The sequence below is a fragment of the Hyphomicrobium sp. genome, assembly GCF_035572195.1.
Classification (GTDB): domain Bacteria; phylum Pseudomonadota; class Alphaproteobacteria; order Rhizobiales; family Hyphomicrobiaceae; genus Hyphomicrobium_B.
In genome coordinates this window covers 1-18,881 of record NZ_DATNBA010000161.1, presented here as the reverse complement: position 1 = coordinate 18,881, position 18,881 = coordinate 1, and the positions used below count along the sequence as shown (strand labels likewise).

Annotated in this window: 30 protein-coding genes; all 30 read right to left on the bottom strand. The window is 61.1% G+C overall.

Annotated features, from left to right (window positions below; genetic code table 11):
- Window positions 1-599: DNA-directed RNA polymerase subunit alpha (locus VN623_RS13635; RefSeq protein ID WP_325571800.1), on the bottom strand; the 599-nt coding region annotated here is incomplete at its 3' end.
- Between the two features lie 113 nt (window positions 600-712).
- On the bottom strand, window positions 713-1,117 hold the full coding sequence (rpsK, locus tag VN623_RS13630) for a 30S ribosomal protein S11 (protein ID WP_325571798.1): 405 nt from the start codon (window positions 1,115-1,117) through the stop codon (window positions 713-715).
- Between the two features lie 90 nt (window positions 1,118-1,207).
- Window positions 1,208-1,585 (bottom strand): 30S ribosomal protein S13, encoded by a 378-nt coding sequence (rpsM, locus tag VN623_RS13625; protein WP_325571796.1) that lies wholly within the window; start codon window positions 1,583-1,585, stop codon window positions 1,208-1,210.
- A gap of 233 nt (window positions 1,586-1,818) precedes the next feature.
- Complete coding sequence (locus VN623_RS13620; protein ID WP_325571794.1) at window positions 1,819-2,412, bottom strand: adenylate kinase; 594 nt, start codon at window positions 2,410-2,412, stop codon at window positions 1,819-1,821.
- Window positions 2,409-3,752: a preprotein translocase subunit SecY gene (secY, locus tag VN623_RS13615; RefSeq protein WP_325571792.1), complete on the bottom strand. Its 1,344-nt coding sequence runs from the start codon at window positions 3,750-3,752 to the stop codon at window positions 2,409-2,411. Before secY ends, VN623_RS13620 begins: the two co-directional genes overlap by 4 nt.
- Window positions 3,753-3,887: 135 nt before the next feature.
- The gene (rplO, locus tag VN623_RS13610) at window positions 3,888-4,442 is read right to left on the bottom strand and encodes a 50S ribosomal protein L15 (RefSeq protein ID WP_325571802.1); all 555 of its coding nucleotides are present in this window, start codon (window positions 4,440-4,442) and stop codon (window positions 3,888-3,890) included.
- 122 nt (window positions 4,443-4,564) lie between these two features.
- Window positions 4,565-4,756 (bottom strand): 50S ribosomal protein L30, encoded by a 192-nt coding sequence (gene rpmD, locus VN623_RS13605; protein WP_325571790.1) that lies wholly within the window; start codon window positions 4,754-4,756, stop codon window positions 4,565-4,567.
- Window positions 4,757-4,822: 66 nt separating this feature from the next.
- Window positions 4,823-5,395 (bottom strand): 30S ribosomal protein S5, encoded by a 573-nt coding sequence (rpsE, locus tag VN623_RS13600; protein WP_325571788.1) that lies wholly within the window; start codon window positions 5,393-5,395, stop codon window positions 4,823-4,825.
- A 22-nt stretch (window positions 5,396-5,417) separates the two neighbouring features.
- Window positions 5,418-5,780, bottom strand: coding sequence for a 50S ribosomal protein L18 (rplR, locus tag VN623_RS13595; protein WP_325571786.1), 363 nt, complete (start codon window positions 5,778-5,780; stop codon window positions 5,418-5,420).
- 11 nt (window positions 5,781-5,791) lie between these two features.
- Window positions 5,792-6,334: a 50S ribosomal protein L6 gene (rplF, locus tag VN623_RS13590; protein ID WP_325571784.1), complete on the bottom strand. Its 543-nt coding sequence runs from the start codon at window positions 6,332-6,334 to the stop codon at window positions 5,792-5,794.
- Between the two features lie 47 nt (window positions 6,335-6,381).
- Window positions 6,382-6,780: a 30S ribosomal protein S8 gene (gene rpsH / locus VN623_RS13585; protein ID WP_325571782.1), complete on the bottom strand. Its 399-nt coding sequence runs from the start codon at window positions 6,778-6,780 to the stop codon at window positions 6,382-6,384.
- Window positions 6,781-6,792: 12 nt separating this feature from the next.
- Entirely contained in the window at window positions 6,793-7,098 is a 306-nt protein-coding gene (gene rpsN, locus VN623_RS13580; protein ID WP_325571780.1) for a 30S ribosomal protein S14, read from the bottom strand.
- 57 nt (window positions 7,099-7,155) lie between these two features.
- Window positions 7,156-7,842, bottom strand: coding sequence for a 50S ribosomal protein L5 (rplE, locus tag VN623_RS13575; RefSeq protein WP_325571778.1), 687 nt, complete (start codon window positions 7,840-7,842; stop codon window positions 7,156-7,158).
- Window positions 7,843-7,845: 3 nt separating this feature from the next.
- Window positions 7,846-8,172: a 50S ribosomal protein L24 gene (gene rplX, locus VN623_RS13570; RefSeq protein WP_325571776.1), complete on the bottom strand. Its 327-nt coding sequence runs from the start codon at window positions 8,170-8,172 to the stop codon at window positions 7,846-7,848.
- Complete coding sequence (gene rplN / locus VN623_RS13565) at window positions 8,172-8,540, bottom strand: 50S ribosomal protein L14 (RefSeq protein WP_325571774.1); 369 nt, start codon at window positions 8,538-8,540, stop codon at window positions 8,172-8,174. The genes rplX and rplN overlap by 1 nt, the downstream gene beginning before the upstream one ends.
- 143 nt (window positions 8,541-8,683) lie before the next feature.
- Entirely contained in the window at window positions 8,684-8,914 is a 231-nt protein-coding gene (gene rpsQ, locus VN623_RS13560; protein ID WP_325571772.1) for a 30S ribosomal protein S17, read from the bottom strand.
- A 14-nt stretch (window positions 8,915-8,928) separates the two neighbouring features.
- A complete protein-coding gene (rpmC, locus tag VN623_RS13555) occupies window positions 8,929-9,135 on the bottom strand; it encodes a 50S ribosomal protein L29 (RefSeq protein WP_325571770.1) in 207 nt (68 codons plus the stop codon).
- A gap of 27 nt (window positions 9,136-9,162) precedes the next feature.
- A complete protein-coding gene (rplP, locus tag VN623_RS13550) occupies window positions 9,163-9,570 on the bottom strand; it encodes a 50S ribosomal protein L16 (protein WP_325571768.1) in 408 nt (135 codons plus the stop codon).
- A 21-nt stretch (window positions 9,571-9,591) separates the two neighbouring features.
- The gene (gene rpsC, locus VN623_RS13545) at window positions 9,592-10,431 is read right to left on the bottom strand and encodes a 30S ribosomal protein S3 (protein WP_414653222.1); all 840 of its coding nucleotides are present in this window, start codon (window positions 10,429-10,431) and stop codon (window positions 9,592-9,594) included.
- A gap of 1 nt (window position 10,432) precedes the next feature.
- On the bottom strand, window positions 10,433-10,912 hold the full coding sequence (gene rplV, locus VN623_RS13540) for a 50S ribosomal protein L22 (RefSeq protein WP_325571766.1): 480 nt from the start codon (window positions 10,910-10,912) through the stop codon (window positions 10,433-10,435).
- Window positions 10,912-11,190 (bottom strand): 30S ribosomal protein S19, encoded by a 279-nt coding sequence (gene rpsS, locus VN623_RS13535; protein WP_325571764.1) that lies wholly within the window; start codon window positions 11,188-11,190, stop codon window positions 10,912-10,914. The genes rplV and rpsS overlap by 1 nt, the downstream gene beginning before the upstream one ends.
- 24 nt (window positions 11,191-11,214) lie before the next feature.
- Window positions 11,215-12,036: a 50S ribosomal protein L2 gene (gene rplB, locus VN623_RS13530; protein WP_325571762.1), complete on the bottom strand. Its 822-nt coding sequence runs from the start codon at window positions 12,034-12,036 to the stop codon at window positions 11,215-11,217.
- A 12-nt stretch (window positions 12,037-12,048) separates the two neighbouring features.
- Window positions 12,049-12,345 carry a 50S ribosomal protein L23 gene (locus VN623_RS13525; RefSeq protein WP_325571760.1) on the bottom strand — a complete coding sequence of 99 codons (297 nt, stop codon included), beginning with the start codon at window positions 12,343-12,345 and terminating at the stop codon, window positions 12,049-12,051.
- Window positions 12,342-12,962 (bottom strand): 50S ribosomal protein L4, encoded by a 621-nt coding sequence (gene rplD / locus VN623_RS13520; protein WP_325571758.1) that lies wholly within the window; start codon window positions 12,960-12,962, stop codon window positions 12,342-12,344. The genes VN623_RS13525 and rplD overlap by 4 nt, the downstream gene beginning before the upstream one ends.
- Complete coding sequence (rplC, locus tag VN623_RS13515; protein WP_325571756.1) at window positions 12,962-13,663, bottom strand: 50S ribosomal protein L3; 702 nt, start codon at window positions 13,661-13,663, stop codon at window positions 12,962-12,964. Before rplC ends, rplD begins: the two co-directional genes overlap by 1 nt.
- Window positions 13,664-13,728: 65 nt before the next feature.
- The gene (gene rpsJ / locus VN623_RS13510) at window positions 13,729-14,037 is read right to left on the bottom strand and encodes a 30S ribosomal protein S10 (RefSeq protein ID WP_013215045.1); all 309 of its coding nucleotides are present in this window, start codon (window positions 14,035-14,037) and stop codon (window positions 13,729-13,731) included.
- A gap of 68 nt (window positions 14,038-14,105) precedes the next feature.
- A complete protein-coding gene (gene tuf, locus VN623_RS13505; protein ID WP_325571753.1) occupies window positions 14,106-15,314 on the bottom strand; it encodes an elongation factor Tu in 1,209 nt (402 codons plus the stop codon).
- Window positions 15,315-15,422: 108 nt separating this feature from the next.
- A complete protein-coding gene (gene fusA, locus VN623_RS13500; protein WP_325571751.1) occupies window positions 15,423-17,513 on the bottom strand; it encodes an elongation factor G in 2,091 nt (696 codons plus the stop codon).
- A 43-nt stretch (window positions 17,514-17,556) separates the two neighbouring features.
- Window positions 17,557-18,027, bottom strand: coding sequence for a 30S ribosomal protein S7 (gene rpsG, locus VN623_RS13495; RefSeq protein ID WP_325571749.1), 471 nt, complete (start codon window positions 18,025-18,027; stop codon window positions 17,557-17,559).
- Window positions 18,028-18,096: 69 nt separating this feature from the next.
- A complete protein-coding gene (gene rpsL, locus VN623_RS13490) occupies window positions 18,097-18,468 on the bottom strand; it encodes a 30S ribosomal protein S12 (protein WP_325571747.1) in 372 nt (123 codons plus the stop codon).
- Window positions 18,469-18,881: the final 413 nt, after the last annotated feature.

Here is an 18,881-nt window from a genome sequence, read left to right as displayed (position 1 = left end):
TCGTAATCGAGGATCTGGCCTTCGCGCGTATTCTCGACCTTGTAGGAAACCTTCTTGACCGGCGAATAGAGACTATCGACCGGGATCAGACCGATCGGCGCGTCCTCGGGACGGTTGCGGTCGGAAGCAACGTAGCCCTTGCCGATATCGGCCGTGAATTCGACGCGGATCGCCGCGCCCTGGTCGAGATGGCAGATCACATGGTCGGGGTTCAACACTTCGACCTCGGATGAAGCCTCGATGTCGCCTGCCTTGACGGGGCCGGCGCCCTCTTTCTTCAACACCATGCGCTTGACGCCATCGGAATGGATGCGCAGCGCGATTTCCTTGATGTTGAGAATGATGTTCGTCACGTCCTCGCGGACGCCCGGCACGGAGGAAAACTCGTGCAGCACGCCGTCGATCTGCACGGTCTTGATGGCCGCGCCCTGAAGCGACGACAGCAGCACGCGCCTGAGCGCGTTGCCGAGCGTCATGCCGAAGCCGCGCTCGAGCGGCTCGGCGACGACGGTCGCGGTGCGCGAGCGGTCACGCCCGCTCTGAATTTCAAGTTTCGATGGCTTGATCAGGTCTTGCCAGTTCTTCTGGAGAACGTTCACGAAGGACCTCGTCTCGGTTCGGCGCGGAGGGGGAGCAGTCCGCGCAACATCAGTGGACTTAAACTTTTACACTCACGGCGCCGCAGCAAACGCGCGGCGCAAAATACGTGGTCTTAGACGCGGCGGCGCTTGCGCGGCCTGCAACCGTTGTGCGGGATCGGCGTCACATCGCGGATCGACGTGATCTGGAAGCCGACGGACTGCAACGCGCGAAGTGCCGACTCGCGCCCCGAACCCGGGCCGCAAACCTCGACTTCGAGGACCTTCACACCGTGTTCCTGCGCCTTCTTGCCGGCATCCTCGGCGGCGACCTGGGCTGCATAAGGCGTCGACTTTCGCGACCCCTTGAACCCCTTCGTGCCCGACGACGACCACGCAATCGTATTGCCCTGCGCATCCGTGATCGTGATCATCGTATTGTTGAACGACGCGTTGACGTGTGCGACGCCCGACGAGATGTTCTTCTTTTCGCGCTTTTTAACTTTGCCGCGCCCAGCTGCCGTTGCTTCCTTGGCCATTACAAGTGGTGCTCCTGGCCCCCGCAATCCGGAGGCGATATTCGTGTTGCGTGTGCGATGTCCGCACGCATGAATTGGTCGTGGGCCGTACTACTTCGTCGCCTTCTTCTTACCGGCGATCGCAACGGCCTTGCCCTTGCGGGTACGAGCGTTGGTGTGCGTGCGCTGGCCACGGACAGGAAGGCCCTTGCGATGACGCAGACCCCGATAGCAACCGAGGTCCATCAATCGCTTGATGTTGGTCTGCACTTCACGGCGAAGGTCGCCCTCGACCGTATAATCGCGGTCGATCGCTTCGCGGATCTGCAGCACCTCTGCGTCCGTCAGCTGGCTGACGCGGCGCTCGGCCGGGATGTTGCACTTCGCGCAGATCTGCTTCGCGAAGTTCGGTCCGATACCGTGAATGTAGCGGAGCGCGATTTCGACGCGCTTGCCCGTGGGAATGTTGACGCCTGCGATGCGGGCCACTGTGGTCTCCTGCCTATGTCTCGTCGTGTTGGGGTCGTATTAACGTCGATCTCTGGATCGGCTGCGGAGAGCCGTGCGTTTAGCCGCGCCCCGAATCCGTGCCTTAAGTACCAAAAAGCGCAACGATCGCGGCACCGGGGCGGCTCGCCCAGGGTCCGGATCAAGTTGAGCCCTAATAGAAAAGTGGGGTGTTTTAGCTCGGTGGTTTCCTTCCGTCAATGTGCGCTTTCACGTCAAGCAGCCTGGAATTCCTTCAACAGTTCGTCGATTTGCCCGCTGACTTCGGCAATCGGCGCCATGCCATCGACCGACTTCAGCAGGTTGTGAGCAAAATAGTACCCGATGAGCGGTGCCGTCTCACGATAATAGGCCATTAAGCGGGTTTTAAGGGCCTGGGCGGTGTCGTCGACGCGGGCGGTTCCGCCTGCAGAAATGGTCTCGCGTGCCCGGCATTCAATCCGGTCGGCCAGAGCCGTATCGTCGACCTTGAGCTCGATGACGCAATCGATCTTGCGGCCCTTGGATTTGAGGAGCGTGTCGAGGGCCGCAGCCTGCGGCAATGTGCGCGGGAAGCCATCGAGGATAAAGCCGCGCGCGCAATCGGGTTCCGAAATGCGCTCGGCAATAATTCCGATGACGATCTCGTCATGCACGAGACCACCCTCGGCCATGATTTTCTTCGCCTTGATGCCGACCGGCGTGCCGGCCTTTACCGCGGCGCGAAGCATGTCGCCGGTCGAAAGCTGCGGGATGCCGAGCTTGTCGGAAATCAGCTGTGACTGAGTTCCCTTGCCCGCGCCGGGCGGCCCAAGCAGCATCAGGATCATCGCCGCGTCCCGCGAAGCTTCGCCTTCTTGATCAGGCCTTCATACTGCTGCGCCACGAGGTGGCTCTGAATTTGCGAAACCGTATCCATCGTGACGCTGACGACGATCAGCAGCGAGGTGCCGCCGAAATAGAGCGGAATGCCGGCATAGGACGTCAAGATCTCCGGCAGAACGCAGACGGCGGCCAGATAGATGGCACCGACGGCCGTGATGCGCGTCAGGATGTAATCGATGTATTCGGCGGTCTTGTCGCCAGGGCGGATACCGGGAAGGAAACCGCCGTACTTGCGGAGATTGTCTGCAGTCTCTTTCGGATTGATGACGACCGCCGTGTAGAAGAAGGCGAAGAAAATGATCAGCAACGCATAGACCGCGAGATGCAGAGGCTGACCGCTTCCCAACATCGCAACGGCCGTATTCAGCCACTCCGGTCCCTGCCCCGCACTGAACTGCGCCACGGTGATCGGCAGTAGCAGTAGCGATGACGCGAAGATCGGCGGAATGACGCCGGACGAGTTCAGCTTCAATGGCAGGTGCGATGCCTCGCCCTGGAACATCTTATTGCCGACCTGTCGTTTAGGGTATTGCACGAGCAGTCGTCTCTGCGCCCGCTCGAAGAATACGATCGCGGCCACCACCCCGAGTGCCAGCGCCAGGAAGAACACAAGAACGCCGGGAGAAATCGAGCCTGTGCGCGACAGCTCGAAAAGCTGCACCAGCGCGCCCGGAAGACCGGCCACGATGCCGGCAAAGATTATCAGTGACGTGCCGTTGCCGACGCCGCGTTGTGTGATCTGTTCGCCAAGCCACATCAGGAAGATCGTGCCGCCGACGAGCGTGATCACAGTCGTGGCGCGGAAGAAGAATCCGGGATCGAGCACGACACTGCCTGCGGCGTTTCGCGATCCCTCGAGCCCGACGGCGATGCCGTAGCCCTGCAGCGCCGCGAGAACCACCGTCATATAGCGCGTATATTGGTTGATCTGCTTCCGGCCGGCCTCGCCTTCCTTTTTCAGCGCCTCGAGCTTCGGCGAGATCGAAGTCATCAACTGCATGATGATCGAAGCCGAGATGTAGGGCATGATGTTGAGCGAGAAGATCGCCAGCCGTTCGAGCGCTCCACCCGAGAACATGTTGAACATGCCAAGGATGCCGCCGGACTGCGACCTGAACGTTTCTGCGAATGCCGCCGGGTTGATGCCCGGCAAGGGAATGAATGTGCCCAGGCGATAGACGATGAACGCGCCAACGGTGAACCACAGGCGGCGCTTTAAATCCTCTGCCTTGGCGAAAGCGCCAAGATTGAGGTTCGAAGCAAGCTGCTCGGCAGCGGAAACCATTCGTGTCTTCTCCTAGCCATCGCAGCTTCGCCGGTAAAGCGATGCCGCAACTTGGATCCGGTTCACGCCTTCCGGCCGGACCGGACTGCGGTATGCGCGACAGGCGAGCTTCCCGGCCGATCGCGCGGTGCCGCCTTAACCCTCGGTCTTTGCCGCGCCAGGTGTCTTGGCGGGCGTCGCCTTCTTGGCGGCTGATTTCTTGCGCTTGGCTTCGTCGGCCGCCAGAACCTTCGGCACGATCACCGTGACGCTGCCGCCGGCTTTCTCGACCGCCGCCTTGGCCTTGGCGCTCGCGTGATTGACCGTGATTGCGATCTTGGCCTTCAGGTCGCCTTCGCCGAGAAGGCGCAGGCCGTCCTTGGGACGGCGCACGACACCGGCGGCGATCAGCGTTGCAACGTCAAGCGGCTTTGAACCGTCGAGGCGCTTATCGTCGATGGCCTTCTGCAGCGCGCCGACGTTGATTTCGTTGAACGCCTGCGGACGCCACTTGTTGAAGCCGCGCTTCGGCAACCGCCGATGCAACGGCATCTGGCCACCCTCGAAGCCGCCAATCGCGACGCCCGAGCGGGCCGTCTGGCCCTTGCCGCCGCGGCCGCCCGTCTTGCCGAGGCCCGAACCGATGCCACGGCCGATACGCACGCGAAACTTGCGGGCGCCGGGATTGTCTTTGATGCCATTGAGCCGCATGGACCCAAGCTCCTCTTTCATTTGCGCCCGGCGACTCCCCTCCGGGGAGCCGGCCGCCGGGCGCGGCTATTCATTATCAAGTGCGTCTGGCAACTCCCATCCGGGAAGCCGGCCGCTACACATTATTTTCCGTCGCCGACCTGCACGAGATGCTGAACCTTTTTCAGCATGCCCCGCACGGCCGGAGTATCTTCAAGCGTCACCTTGCGGCCGAGCTTGTTGAGGCCGAGACCGATCAGCGTTTGAGTCTGCCGCTCGGGCCGCCGGTTCGCGCTCCGAACCTGCTCCACTGCGATCGTTTTCTTGGCCGCCATATCGTTACCTCAAGCTCACCTATGAAGCGCCATTAGAAGGCGCCTCGAAATCGTTCAAAAATCGCTTCAGCCTTCGGCACTCACCTCGGCAGCCGACCCGTCACGCCGCCGCGACACGATATCGGAAACCTTCTTGTTCCGGCGTGCCGCAACCGAACGCGGGTTCTCCTGCGCTTTGAGAGCGTCGAACGTCGCGCGAACGACGTTATATGGGTTCGTCGAGCCCATCGATTTGGCGACGATGTCGTGCACGCCGACCATTTCGAACACGGCACGCATGGCGCCGCCCGCGATGATACCCGTACCGGCAGGCGCCGAGCGCAGGATGACCTTGCCCGAACCATGCCGCCCGACGCTGTCGTGATGCAGCGTGCGCGCGTCACGAAGCGGTACGCGCACCAGGCTGCGCTTGGCGGCTTCCGTCGCCTTGCGGATGGCTTCCGGCACTTCACGCGCCTTGCCGTGGCCGAAGCCGACCCGGCCTTTGAGGTCACCAACGACAACGAGCGCGGCAAAGCCGAAGCGCTTACCGCCCTTGACGACCTTGGCGACGCGATTGATGTGCACGAGCTTGTCTGTAAACTCGCTGTCGCGTTCCTCACGGTCTCTGCCGCGGTCTCTCTGGGGTCCACGTGCCACTATATGTGTCCTCTCGGGTGTCCTAGAATTTCAATCCGCCGTCGCGGGCGGCATCGGCGAGCGCCTTGATGCGCCCATGAAACAAAAAGCCGCCGCGATCGAATACGACCTCGCTGACGCCGGCCTTGATGGCACGCTCGGCGACGAGCTTGCCGATTGCGGCGGCGGCAGCCTTGTCGGCGCCGGTTTTCAGTCCGCCCTTCACCGCCTTTTCGAGCGTCGAGGCGGCCGCAAGCGTTACGCCTTTCGTATCGTCGATCACCTGCGCATAGATATGCGCCGACGAGCGATGCACGGAGAGCCGCGGCCGAGTGTTTGCAGCGCTCTTCAGGGCGCGGCGCACGCGCGCCCGGCGGTTCGAAAACTTCTCGTTGATGTTGGCCATCGCTGCCGTTCCTACTTCTTCTTGCCTTCCTTGCGGAAGATATATTCACCCTTATAGCGCACGCCCTTGCCCTGGTAGGGCTCGGGTTTGCGGGAGGCGCGTATCACGGAGGCAATCTGCCCGACCGCCTGTTTGTCGATGCCGGACACCGATACGAGTTCCTGCTTGGCGCCGCCGACCTTGACGTCGACGCCGGCCGGAATCTTCAGCACGACATCGTGGCTGTAGCCGACCGAAAGCGTCAGCTGATCCTTGCCCTTCATCGACGCCTTGAAGCCGACGCCGTGGATCTCGAGATCCTGGCTGTAGCCTTGCGTAACGCCCTTGATGAGGTTCGCCACTTGAGTGCGCGACATGCCCCACATCGAGCGTGCAAGTTTGGTGTCTTCGGTGAGGGCGATTTCGACGCCATCCGACGTCTTCTCGACCTTCAGCGCGTCCGGCACTTCGAATGCCAGCTCGCCCTTCGGCCCTTTCACCTTCACTGTCTGCCCGCTGACCGTCGCCGTCACGTTCGACGGGACTGCTACGGGCTTTTTACCGATGCGCGACATGGCTTCTCGAACCTTGTTTCGTTCCGGCCCGAAGGCCGGCCCAACCCTTAGAATATATTACAGATGACTTCGCCGCCGACGTTGGCTTCACGTGCCTTCGAATCCGACATCACGCCTTTTGGTGTCGACAGAATAGCAACGCCGAGACCGTTGGCGACCGTCGGAATGCCCTTGACCGGCGAGTAGACGCGCCGCCCTGGCTTCGAGATACGCTCGATCTCGCGAATGGCCGGCTGGCCATTGTAATACTTGAGCTCGATCTCGAACTGCGGCTGCTCACCCTTGAGTTCGACCCGGCTATAGCCGCGGATGTAACCTTCTTCGGCGAGCACGTCGAGGACGCGGCCTCTTAGAGTCGAAGCAGGCGTCGCGACCTTTGGCCGGCGCCGCATCTGGGCATTCCGGATGCGGGTCAGCATATCGCCCAGCGGATCATTCATGGACATCGTGCTTCCCTCTTACCAGCTCGCCTTGACCATGCCCGGGATACGCCCCTGGCTTGCGAGTTCGCGGAGTTGGTTGCGGCACATCTTGAGCTTGCGGTAGTTGCCGCGCGGACGGCCGGTGATTTCGCAGCGGTTGCGCACGCGAACCTTTGAGCCGTTGCGGGGCATCTCGGCGAGCTTCAGCCGCGCCGCGAAACGCTCTTCCGGCGTCTTCGTGCGATCCTTGGCAAGCGCTTTGAGACGCTTGCGCTTCGGAGCTTGCGCGAGCGTCATTCGGCGCCGCTTGTTGTTCTTCTCAATCGAACTGGTCTTTGCCATTTCATCTCCTCCAAAGGCCTTTCGGCAACTTCATGCTTGAAGCGGGGCCGAGGTCCTCTAGCTGCGGAACGGGAAGTTGAAGCCTTTGAGCAGTTCTCGGGCTTCGTCATCGGTGCGGGCAGACGTGCAGACGATCACGTCGAGACCCAGAACATTGTCGACCTTGTCGTAATCGATCTCGGGGAACACGAGGTGCTCCTTGAGGCCGGTCGCGAAATTGCCGCGGCCGTCGAAGCTCTTAGGGTTGAGGCCCCGGAAGTCTCTGACGCGCGGTAGTGCGATCGTAATGAACCGATCGAGAAATTCGTACATGCGATCGCCGCGCAACGTGACCTTGGCGCCGATCGCCATGCCTTCGCGCAGCTTGTACGTTGCGATCGCCTTGCGGGCCCGCGTGACGACGGGCTTCTGCCCGGCGATCAATGCCAGGTCCGCCGCCGCATTATCGACCCGCTTGCGGTCGTTGACGGCTTCACCGACGCCCATGTTGACCACGATCTTCTCGAGACGCGGGATCTGCATGACGTTGGCGTAGCCAAACTTTTTCTTCAGCGCCTCGCGCACCACTTTCTCGTAGTGCTCCTTCATGCGCGGCTTGTAATCCTTCGGGCGTGGGGTCGCCGGGCCGCGCGGCGCTGCCGTGGCGGCTTTCTTTTCAGCCCTCGCCTTCCTGGTTTCACCGGCACCTTGCGGAGTGCCGCCCTGAGGCTTGGCGCCTTTTGCTGCTTTGTCTTTGTCAGCCATGACCTACTTCTTCTCCGGGATCTGTTCGCCCGAGCGCTTCGCGATGCGGATCTTCTTGCCGTCGTTCAGGAACTTGAAAGAGACGCGGGTCGGCTTGCCGTCCTTGGGATCTTCAAGCGCAATATTCGAAATGTGGATCGGCCCCTCTTTCGAAATAATGCCGCCTTCCTGGCTGGCCGTCTGACGCTGGTGCCGGCGTATCATGTTGACGCCTCGAACCAGCGCGCGGCTTTCCTTCGGACGCACCTCGATCACTTCGCCCCGCTTGCCCTTGTCGCGGCCCGCGAGAACGACGACGTTGTCGCCTTTCTTGATCTTCAGAGCCGACATCACAAAACCTCCGGAGCCAGCGAAACGATTTTCATGTGGTTCTTCGACCTGAGTTCGCGCGTAACTGGTCCGAAGATGCGCGTACCGACCGGCTCGCCGTTGGCGTTAATCAGCACGGCGGCGTTACGGTCGAAGCGGATCAGCGAGCCGTCGGCGCGGCGGATGCCCTTCGCCACACGGACGATGACGGCCTTCATCACCTGGCCCTTCTTGACGCGGCCTCTCGGGATCGCCTCCTTGACGGAGACGACGATGGTGTCGCCGACGGTCGCGTACTTGCGCTTCGAGCCGCCCAGCACCTTGATGCACTGAACGCGACGCGCGCCCGAGTTGTCGGCGACGTCGAGATTACTCTCCATCTGGATCATCGCGTCGTTCCTTCTCTCATCGCTTCGCGAGAAGCTCTATTCTCATTTTGTCTTTGGGCTCGCGGGGTCTTGGGAAAATCCCAACGCTCCGACGGCTTCAAAGGCGCTCTTTCGTCAAATCGTGACCAGGCAAGGCTTGCGCCTCACTGCGTCACTGCGATCCAACGTTTGTTCCTGGAAATCGGCCGGGTCTCTTCGATCGAAACCCGGTCGCCAACCTTGAACGAATTCTTTTCGTCGTGCGCATGATACTTCTTCGTACGGCGCACGGTCTTCTTCAGCAGCGGATGTGTGTAGCGGCGCTCGACCTGAACGACGATGGTCTTGTCGTTCTTGTCGGACACCACGACGCCCTGTAACACGCGCTTCGGCATAATCTCGTTCTCCCTCACGCGCCTTTTTTGACGCTGCCAGCGCGCTTGACGCTCGCCACGGTTTTGACGCGCGCAATATCGCGGCGGATAAGCCGGATGCGCGCCGTGTTCTCAAGCTGCCCGGAAGCCCGCTGAAAGCGCAGATTGAACTGCTCCTTCTTGAGCTTCAGCAGCTGATCGTCGAGCTGATCGAGCGACAGATCTTTGAAGTCGCTAGCCATGACTGTTCCTCACTTCGTCCTTCCGCACTATAGCCGCGTCACGACGCGCGTTTTAATTGGCAGCTTGGCGGCACCGAGCAGAAGCGCCTCCTTGGCGATCTGATGGTTGACGCCGCCGATCTCGAAAATGATGCGGCCCGGCTTGACGCGCGCCACCCAGAGTTCCGGCGAACCCTTGCCGGATCCCATGCGGACTTCGGCCGGCTTCTTCGACACCGGAATATCCGGAAAAATCCTGAGCCACATGCGACCCGCGCGCTTTGTATGGCGCGCAATGGCGCGGCGCGCCGCTTCGATTTGGCGTGCGGTCAGACGTTCTGGCTCCATCGCCTTGAGCCCGACCTCGCCATAGGCGAGTGTCGTGCCGCTCTTGGCGTTGCCGTGAATGCGGCCCTTGAAGGCTTTGCGGAACTTTGTCCGTTTCGGTTGCAGCATGATCTAGTGCCTTTCGGGTCCTCACGATTCCGGCGTCGAAGCGCCGGCGTCTCCGGCAGCCGGAGCACCGCCACCGCCACCGCCACCGCTGCCACCACCGGGACGTCCGCCGCCACGGCCGCCACGTCCGGGCCGGCGGTTCCGATCATTGCGATCGTTGTCGTCGCGACGCGGGCGCGGTGAACCGCTCTCCTGCATCTCTGCGAGCTTCTTATCGGCAGCCATCGGATCGTGCTCGATGATCTCGCCTTTGAAAACCCAAACCTTGATACCGATGATGCCGTAAGCTGTGCGCGCCACGCCGTAGCCGAAATCGATATCGGCTCTGAGCGTGTGCAACGGCACGCGGCCTTCGCGATACCATTCCGTGCGGGCGATTTCGGCGCCGCCCAAACGGCCCGCGACGTTGATTCGAATGCCGACCGCGCCAAGGCGCAGTGCCGACTGCACGGCGCGCTTCATCGCCCGGCGAAACGCCACGCGGCGCTCGAGCTGCTGCGCAATGCCTTCGGCGATCAGCACTGCATCGATCTCGGGCTTCCTGATTTCGAGGATGTTCAGATGAACTTCCGACGACGTCAGTTTCGCGAGATCGGCGCGCAGGCGCTCGATCTTCTCGCCCTTCTTGCCGATCAGGATGCCGGGCCGCGCGGTCTGCACCGTCACACGGCACTTCTTATGCGGGCGCTCGATGATGACCTTCGATATACCGGCCTCGCGCTGCTCTTTCATGATGTGATCGCGGATGGCGCGATCCTCATGCAGCAGCCGGCCATACTCGCCGCGTGCAGCAAACCAACGGCTATCCCAGGTTCTGTTGATCCCTAAGCGAAGGCCGATGGGATTGACTTTTTGACCCATATTATTTGGCCTCCTTGGACTTGGCGGCAGGTTTCTTCGCAGCCTTTTGATCCGTCGGCTTTGCAGATTTCGTCGCGGACTTCTTCGCGGGCTTCTTCTCGACCTTCTCCTGCTCGACCTGACGGACGACGACGGTCAGCTGCGAGAAAGGCTTGATGATCGTCGAGCCACGGCCGCGGCCGCGTGCATGGAAACGCTTCATGATCAGATTTTTGCCGACATAGGCTTCGGCGACGATCAGATCGTTGACGTCGAGACTGTGGTTGTTCTCGGCGTTGGCGACGGCGCTCATCACACATTTGCGGACATCGCCCGCAATGCGCTTCTGGCTGAACTCGAGTTCGGCCAATGCCTGCTCGACCTTCTTGCCGCGGATCATACCCGCAACCAGGTTCAACTTCTGCGGTGAGACGCGCAGCGATCTCGCGACCGCTTGGGCCTCGGTGTCGCTGAGACGTCGCTCGTGGCTAGACTTGCCCATTATCTCTTCACCGCTTTCCTGTCGCCACCGTGCCCGTGGAACATACGAGTCGGCGAAAACTCGCCGAACTTGTGGCCGATCATGTCTTCCGTCACGACGACCGGAATATGCTTCTGGCCATTGTGCACGCCGAAGGTCAGGCCGACGAACTGGGGCAGGATCGTAGAGCGACGGCTCCACATCTTGATCACCTCGTTACGTCCCGACGCGCGCGACTTGTCCGCCTTCTTCAGGAGGTAGCCGTCGACGAACGGGCCTTTCCAAACTGAACGTGTCAAAGTGCGTCTCCTTAGATGCGCCGCTTACTTCGCCTTCTGGCGTGAGCGAACGATGTATTTGGTGGTCGTCTTGTTCTTACGCGTCTTGAAGCCCTTCGTCGGCTTGCCCCAAGGCGTCGCCCAATGCTTGCCGCCCTTGGTGCGACCACCGTTCGGGTGATCGACCGGGTTCATCGCGATCGAGCGCACCGTCGGACGACGGCCGTTCCAGCGCGTGCGGCCGGCCTTGCCGGTTACGGTATTCATGTGATCGGGGTTCGATACCGCGCCGACCGTCGCCATGCATTCGGCGTTGACCTTGCGCGTCTCGCCCGAGTTCAGGCGAAGCACCGCAAAACCGGAGTCGCGGCCGACGAGCTGCACGAACGAACCTGCCGAACGCGCGATCTGGCCGCCCTTGCCGGGCTTCATTTCGACGTTGTGTACGATCGTTCCGATCGGCATCGCCGCGAGCGGCATGGCGTTGCCGGGCTTCACGTCGACCTTCGAACCCGAGACGACCGTATCGCCGACGCCCAAACGCTGCGGCGCCAGGATGTAGGCCTGCGTTCCGTCCTTGTATTTGATCAGCGCGATGAACGCGGTCCGGTTCGGATCGTATTCCAGACGCTCGACCGCTGCCGGCGCATCGAAATTGCGACGGCGGAAATCGACTTTCCGGTACGCCTGCTTGGCGCCGCCGCCGATGTGACGCGACGTGATGCGGCCATCGCTGTTGCGGCCGCCGGTCTTGGTCTTACCCTCGACGAGCGTCTTGAGCGGCTTGCCCTTCCACAGTGTCGACTTGTCGACCTGGATCAGGTGGCGGCGTCCGGGTGACGTCGGGTTGTATGTCTTAAGCGCCATGATGCGTTATCCCTAAAGACCTGTCGTCACGTCGATCGACTGCCCGTCTTCGAGCGTCACGACGGCCCTTTTCGTATCGCTCAACACGGCGGTAATGCCGCGGAACGCCTTCTTCTTGCCCTTGCGGACAATCGTGTTCACGGCTTTGACCTTGACCTTGAACAGGCTTTCGATCGCGGCCTTGATCTCTGTCTTCGTCGCCTGCCGGTTGACCTTGAAGATCACCTGGTTGGCTTCCGAGGCGAGCGTCGCCTTTTCGGTGATGACCGGCGCAACGATGACGTCGTAAGCGGAGCGTTTCGTCGTCATTTGAACCGCGCCTCCAGCGCTGCGACGGCAGCCCTCGTCAACACCAGCTTCTTACGACGCAGAATGTCGTAGACGTTGATGCCCTGAACGGGGAGCACGTCGATATTCGGAATGTTGCGGGCGGCGCGCGCAAACGTCGGCTCGAGCTCGGCGCCGTCGATGATCAGCACGTTGCTCCACTCGAGCTTGGCGAACTGCGCCTTGAGTGCCCCGGTCTTGCCTTCGGCGGACGATGCCTTGTCGAGTATGACGATCTCGCCGGCCTTGGCCTTGGAGGAGAGGGCATGGCGAAGCGCCAGAGCCCGCACCTTCTTCGGCATATCGATGGCATGTGAGCGCGGCTTCGGTCCGAACGCCTTGCCGCCGCCGCGGAACTGCGGTGCCGACTTGTCGCCGTGACGAGCCCCACCGGTGCCCTTCTGCTTGTACATCTTCTTGCCCGTGACCGCGACTTCCGAGCGGTCCTGGGCATGATGCGTACCCGCCATGCGCTTCAGCGTTTGATAGCGCACCATGCGATGGATGAGATCGTTGCGAACTTCGAGCCCGAAAATCTCGTCCGCGAGCTCGATGTCGCCGGTTGCCTTCGAATCGAGGCTGGTGACTTGCGTTTTCATCACGCGCCCTCTTTCTTGGCTTCGCCGCGCGGCTTGAATGCGCCGGGCATCGGCAGGTTGGCAGGTGCCGCTTTCTTGACCGCGTCGCGAACGACGACCCAACCGCCCTTCGATCCCGGAACGGCGCCGCGTACCATCACAAGTCCGCGGGCCTTATCGATTTTAGCGACGACGAGGTTCTGCGTCGTGATGCGCTCGTCGCCCATATGGCCGGCCATCTTCTTGCCCTTGAACACCTTGCCGGGGTCCTGACGCTGACCGGTCGAACCGTGGGCGCGATGCGTGACCGAGACGCCGTGCGTCGCGCGCAACCCGCCGAAGTTCCAGCGCTTCATGGCGCCTTGGAAGCCCTTGCCCTGGGTCGTGCCCGTCACGTCGACGAACTGGCCCGGCACGAAGTGGTCGGCCGTGATCTCGGCGCCGACTTCGATGAGATTTTCTGGGCTGACCCGGAACTCCGCCAGTTTTCGCTTCGGCTCGACTTCGGCCTTGGCAAACGTGCCGCGTTCCGACTTCGTCAGCCGCGAAGGTTTGCGCGTACCGCCGCCGACCTGGATGGCCGTGTAGCCGTTCTTCTCTGCCGTGCGATGAGCGAGAACCTGCAGGTTCTCGAGCCGCAACACAGTCACGGGCACGTGCTCGCCCGCCTCTGTGAAAATGCGGGTCATGCCCACCTTCTGTGCAATCACTCCGGAACGCATTTGCATTCCTTCCTATCTATCGTTGGGGCCATTCGCGTTACCGCCAGAGGGCCCTTAGCTTTGGCTCAGAGTTTGATTTCGACGTCGACACCGGCGGCAAGATCAAGCTTCATTAAGGCATCGACCGTCTGCGGCGTCGGATCGACGATGTCCAAGAGACGCTTGTGCGTGCGCATCTCGAACTGTTCGCGGCTCTTCTTGTCGATGTGCGGCGAACGGTTGACCGTGAAACGCTCGATGCGAGTCGGCAGCGGAATCGGTCCGCGGACTTCTGCACCGGTGCGTTTCGCGGTATTCACGATCTCGCGCGTCGAGGCATCGAGAATTCGATGATCGAATGCCTTGAGCCGGATGCGGATATTTTGGCCGTGCATAGCTGTCGCTTTCTCGCGGAAAATGTTTTGGGGAAGCCGCCTTTCGGATGCTTCCCCGGTAATGCCTACTATTCGAGAATCTTCGTCACGACACCGGCGCCGACCGTGCGGCCACCTTCGCGAATGGCGAAGCGGACCTTTTCTTCCATCGCGATCGGCGAGACGAGTTCGACCGTGACCGAGACGTTGTCGCCCGGCATCACCATTTCCGTACCTTCGGCGAGCTTGACAGTGCCCGTTACGTCGGTCGTGCGGAAATAGAATTGCGGACGGTAGTTCGTGAAGAACGGTGTATGGCGGCCGCCCTCTTCCTTGTTCAGGATGTAGGCTTCGGCGGCGAACTTCTTGTGCGGCTTGACGGAGCCGGGCTTGCACAGCACTTGGCCGCGCTCGACGGCTTCCTTGTCGATGCCGCGAAGCAGGCAGCCGACATTGTCGCCGGCTTCACCGGAATCCAGCAGCTTGCGGAACATTTCGACGCCCGTCACAACCGACTTCTGCGTGTCGCGGATGCCGACGATCTCGACTTCTTCGCCGACCTTGATGACACCGCGCTCGATGCGGCCCGTAACGACCGTGCCGCGGCCCGAGATCGAGAACACGTCTTCGATCGGCATCAGGAATGGCTGATCCTTCGGGCGTTCCGGGATCGGGATGAAGGTGTCCATCGCCTCGTAAAGTTTCAGGATTGCTTCATCGGCCAGCGGGCCCTTCTCGCCGTTCAAAGCCTTGACGGCAGCGCCGCGAATGACGGGTGTGTCGTCACCCGGGAAATTGTACTTCGAAAGTAGTTCGCGAACTTCCATTTCGACGAGGTCGAGAAGTTCCTGATCTTCGACGATATCGCACTTGTTCAGGAACACGACGATCTTGGGAACGCCGACCTGACGGGCAAGCAGAATGTGCTCGCGCGTCTGCGGCATCGGGCCGTCGACGGCCGAGACGACGAGGATCGCACCGTCCATCTGCGCAGCGCCCGTGATCATGTTCTTCACGTAGTCGGCGTGGCCTGGGCAGTCGACGTGAGCATAGTGACGGTTCGGCGTCGCGTACTCGACGTGCGAGGTGGCGATCGTCAAAATCTTTGTCGGGTCGCGGCGGCCCTGGGATTCAGAAGCCTTGGCAACTTCGTCATAAGCAATCGACGTCGCGGTCCACCCGCGGTCAGCCGAAACCTTCGTCAACGCCGCGGTTAGCGTCGTCTTGCCGTGGTCGACGTGTCCGATCGTTCCGACGTTGCAGTGCGGCTTGTTCCGCTCAAATTTTGCCTTGGCCATCGTTGGCTCTCCTCAGTCTTCCTTACTCGCCCCTAGCTCCTCGCCAGGGATCTCACTCTTCTTGTCTTCCCGGCCGCCGGCTCACTGGCCGACAACCGAGCGTATTCCTCAAGCGTACTTCGCCTTGACCTCGTCAGCGACGTTGCGCGGCACGTCGGCGTAGTGCGCAAACTGCATCGTGTACTGGGCACGTCCCGTCGACATCGAGCGCAGCGTATTGATGTAGCCGAACATGTTGGCGAGCGGCACGAAAGCCCGGATCACCGTTGCGTTGCCGCGCATCTGCTGATCGCGAATCTGACCGCGCCGCGAGTTGATGTCGCCGATGACGCCACCGACGAACTCGCCCGGCGATACGACTTCGACGTCCATGATCGGCTCGAGCAACTTGACGCCGGCCTTCTCGCAGCCTTCCTTCATCGCAGAACGCGCCGCGATTTCGAAGGCGATGGCGGAAGAGTCCACTTCGTGGAACGCGCCGTCGTAAAGATTGACCTTCATGTCGACCATCGGGAAGCCGATCAGGATGCCGTTATCCCAGACCGACTGAACACCCTTCTCGACGCCGGGGATGTATTCCTTCGGGATCGAACCGCCGACGATTGACGTCTCGAACTCGTTGCCCTTGCCGGTTTCGTTTGGCTCGAGCTTCAGCTTGACGCGCGCGAACTGACCCGTGCCGCCGGTCTGCTTCTTGTGCGTGTAGTCAATGTCGGTCGCCCGCGCCAGCGTCTCGCGATAGGCAACCTGCGGCGCACCGGTATTGGCTTCGACGTTGTACGTGCGCTTCAGAATGTCGACTTTGATTTCGAGATGAAGTTCGCCCATCCCCTTCAGGATGGTCTCGCCCGACTCTGAATCGACCGAAACACGGAACGACGGATCTTCGATCGCCAGCGTGTGCAGCGCGATCGCCATCTTTTCCTGATCGGCCTTCGTCTTCGGCTCGATTTTCATTTCGATAACCGGATCCGGGAAATCCATCTTCTCGAGAATGACCGGCTTCGACGGATCGCAAAGCGTTTCGCCCGTGCGCGTATCCTTGAGACCCTGCAGAGCTACGATGTCGCCAGCGAACGCTTCCTTGATTTCTTCGCGATCGTCGGCGTGCATCAAGTACATGCGCCCGGCGCGCTCTTTCTTCTCGCGTGTCGTATTGGCAAGCGCCATGCCCTGCTCGAGCTTGCCCGAGTAGATGCGGCAGAAAGTGATCGAACCGACGTGCTCGAAGCTCATAATCTTGAAGGCGATCATCGCGAGAGGATCGGAATCGCTCGGATGACGCGGCGCTTCGTTGCCGGTCTTCGGATCGATGCCCTGATAGGCTTCGCGATCGAGCGGCGATGGCAGGAAGTCGACGACGGCGTCGAGCAGTGGCTGCACGCCCTTATTCTTGAAGGCCGAGCCGCACATCATCGGATAGAAGGCGCGCGTAACGGTGGCCTTACGGATGAGTTTGCGCAGCGTATTCTCGTCCGGCTCCTTGCCTTCAAGGAAGGCTTCGAGCGCCGTATCGTCCATTTCGACGGCGGCTTCGATCATGGCGGCGCGATATTCGGCGGCCTTGTCGGCGAGATCTGCAGGGATCGGCCCCTCGACCATCTTCGCGTCCTTGCCATCACCATCCCAGGTGATCGCCACCATGCGAATAAGATCGATGACGCCCTTGAAATCCGCTTCCGCGCCGATCGGAATCTGCAAAGGCACGGCCTTGGCGCCGAGCTTGTCCTTAATGTCGGCGAGGCACATGTAGAAGTCGGCGCCGGTCTTATCCATCTTGTTGGAAAAGATGATGCGCGGAACGCTATATTTATCGCCCTGACGCCAGACGGTTTCCGTCTGCGGCTCGACGCCCTGGTTCGAATCGAGCACGCACACCGCGCCATCAAGCACGCGCAGTGACCGCTCGACCTCGATCGTAAAATCGACGTGGCCTGGAGTATCGATGATGTTCAGACGGCGCTTTCTGCTGTCACGGCCGGGCCAGAAACAGGTTGTCGCGGCCGACGTGATCGTGATGCCGCGCTCGGCCTCCTGCTCCATGAAGTCCATGGTCGCAGCGCCGTCGTGGACTTCGCCGATCTTGTAGGACTTGCCGGTGTAATAGAGAATCCGCTCCGTAGTCGTGGTTTTCCCGGCATCGATGTGGGCCATGATGCCGAAATTGCGGTAGTCCTCGATTGCGTACTGCCGGGCCATTATCTGCCTCGAAATCCCTGTAACGTGTCTACCAGCGCCCGCTCTACCAGCGGTAATGCGAGAAGGCGCGATTGGCTTCCGCCATCTTGTGTGTGTCTTCGCGCTTCTTGACGGCGGTGCCACGATTGTTGGCAGCGTCCAGAAGCTCGCCCGACAACTTGTCGATCAACGTCGACTCGTTGCGCGAACGTGCGGCGGCGATCAGCCAGCGAATTGCCAGCGCCTGCCGGCGTTCATTCCTGACTTCGACCGGCACCTGATAGGTTGCGCCGCCGACGCGGCGAGAACGAACCTCGACGGCCGGCATGACGTTGTCGAGCGCCTGCTTGAAAAGATCGAGCGGGCTTGCCTTGCCCTTCTGCTCCATCTTGTCGAAGGCGCCATAGACCATACGTTCTGCAACCGACTTCTTTCCGTCTTCCATCACCGCGTTCATGAACTTGGTGACGACGAGATCGTTGAACTTCGGATCCGGGATCACTTCCCGCTTTTGCGCCGCGTGACGACGAGACATCCTGACTGCCCTTCGCTTCAAATCTGTTCGTATGACGGGCCGGATTGTCCTGCCCGAAATCGCGGCCGGTTACTTCGGCCGTTTCGCACCGTACTTCGAGCGGCGCTGACGTCGCGCCGAAACGCCCTGCGTATCGAGAACGCCACGGACGATGTGATAGCGCACGCCCGGCAAGTCCTTGACGCGGCCGCCGCGGATCAGCACGACGGAGTGTTCCTGAAGGTTGTGACCTTCGCCCGGAATGTAGCCGATCACTTCGAAGCCGTTCGTCAGCCTGATCTTGGCGACCTTGCGCAGCGCCGAGTTCGGTTTCTTCGGCGTCGTCGTGTAGACACGTGTGCAAACGCCGCGCTTCTGCGGGCAGGCTTCCATGTGGCGCGATTTCTCGCGATAGACCGGCTTTACCCGCGGCTTCCGGATCAGCTGTTGTATCGTCGGCATGCGCTCAATCCTGACTTCACGACGCACATCCGAGCGGAAATGCGCCAAGCAAACCTGCCAGGTGCGCGAAGTCCGCCCCTAGCATGAAAAAAACCAGAGGATCGTGCCGCCCCTGAGGGTAGCAGATCTTGGCCCGTCGATGTGCTCTGCTTTTATGGACGGGAGCGTTTAGGACCTGAATTGACGCTACGAGAGCGCCGCTGGCCTACCACCTTCCGTGAGAGTGGGCGGAGCTATATACACACCCGCCATAATGGTCAACAGGCCCCACACTGCACTGCGAGATTATTTTCGTCAAAAGGCTCGCTACGTAGCAAAATCGAACTGCGACCCGTTGGCTGATTTGATTTTTGTCATCTCGGACGAGCCCTCTCGCGAGAACCGGAACACCCGAGTCGCTCAAACCAGAAAGC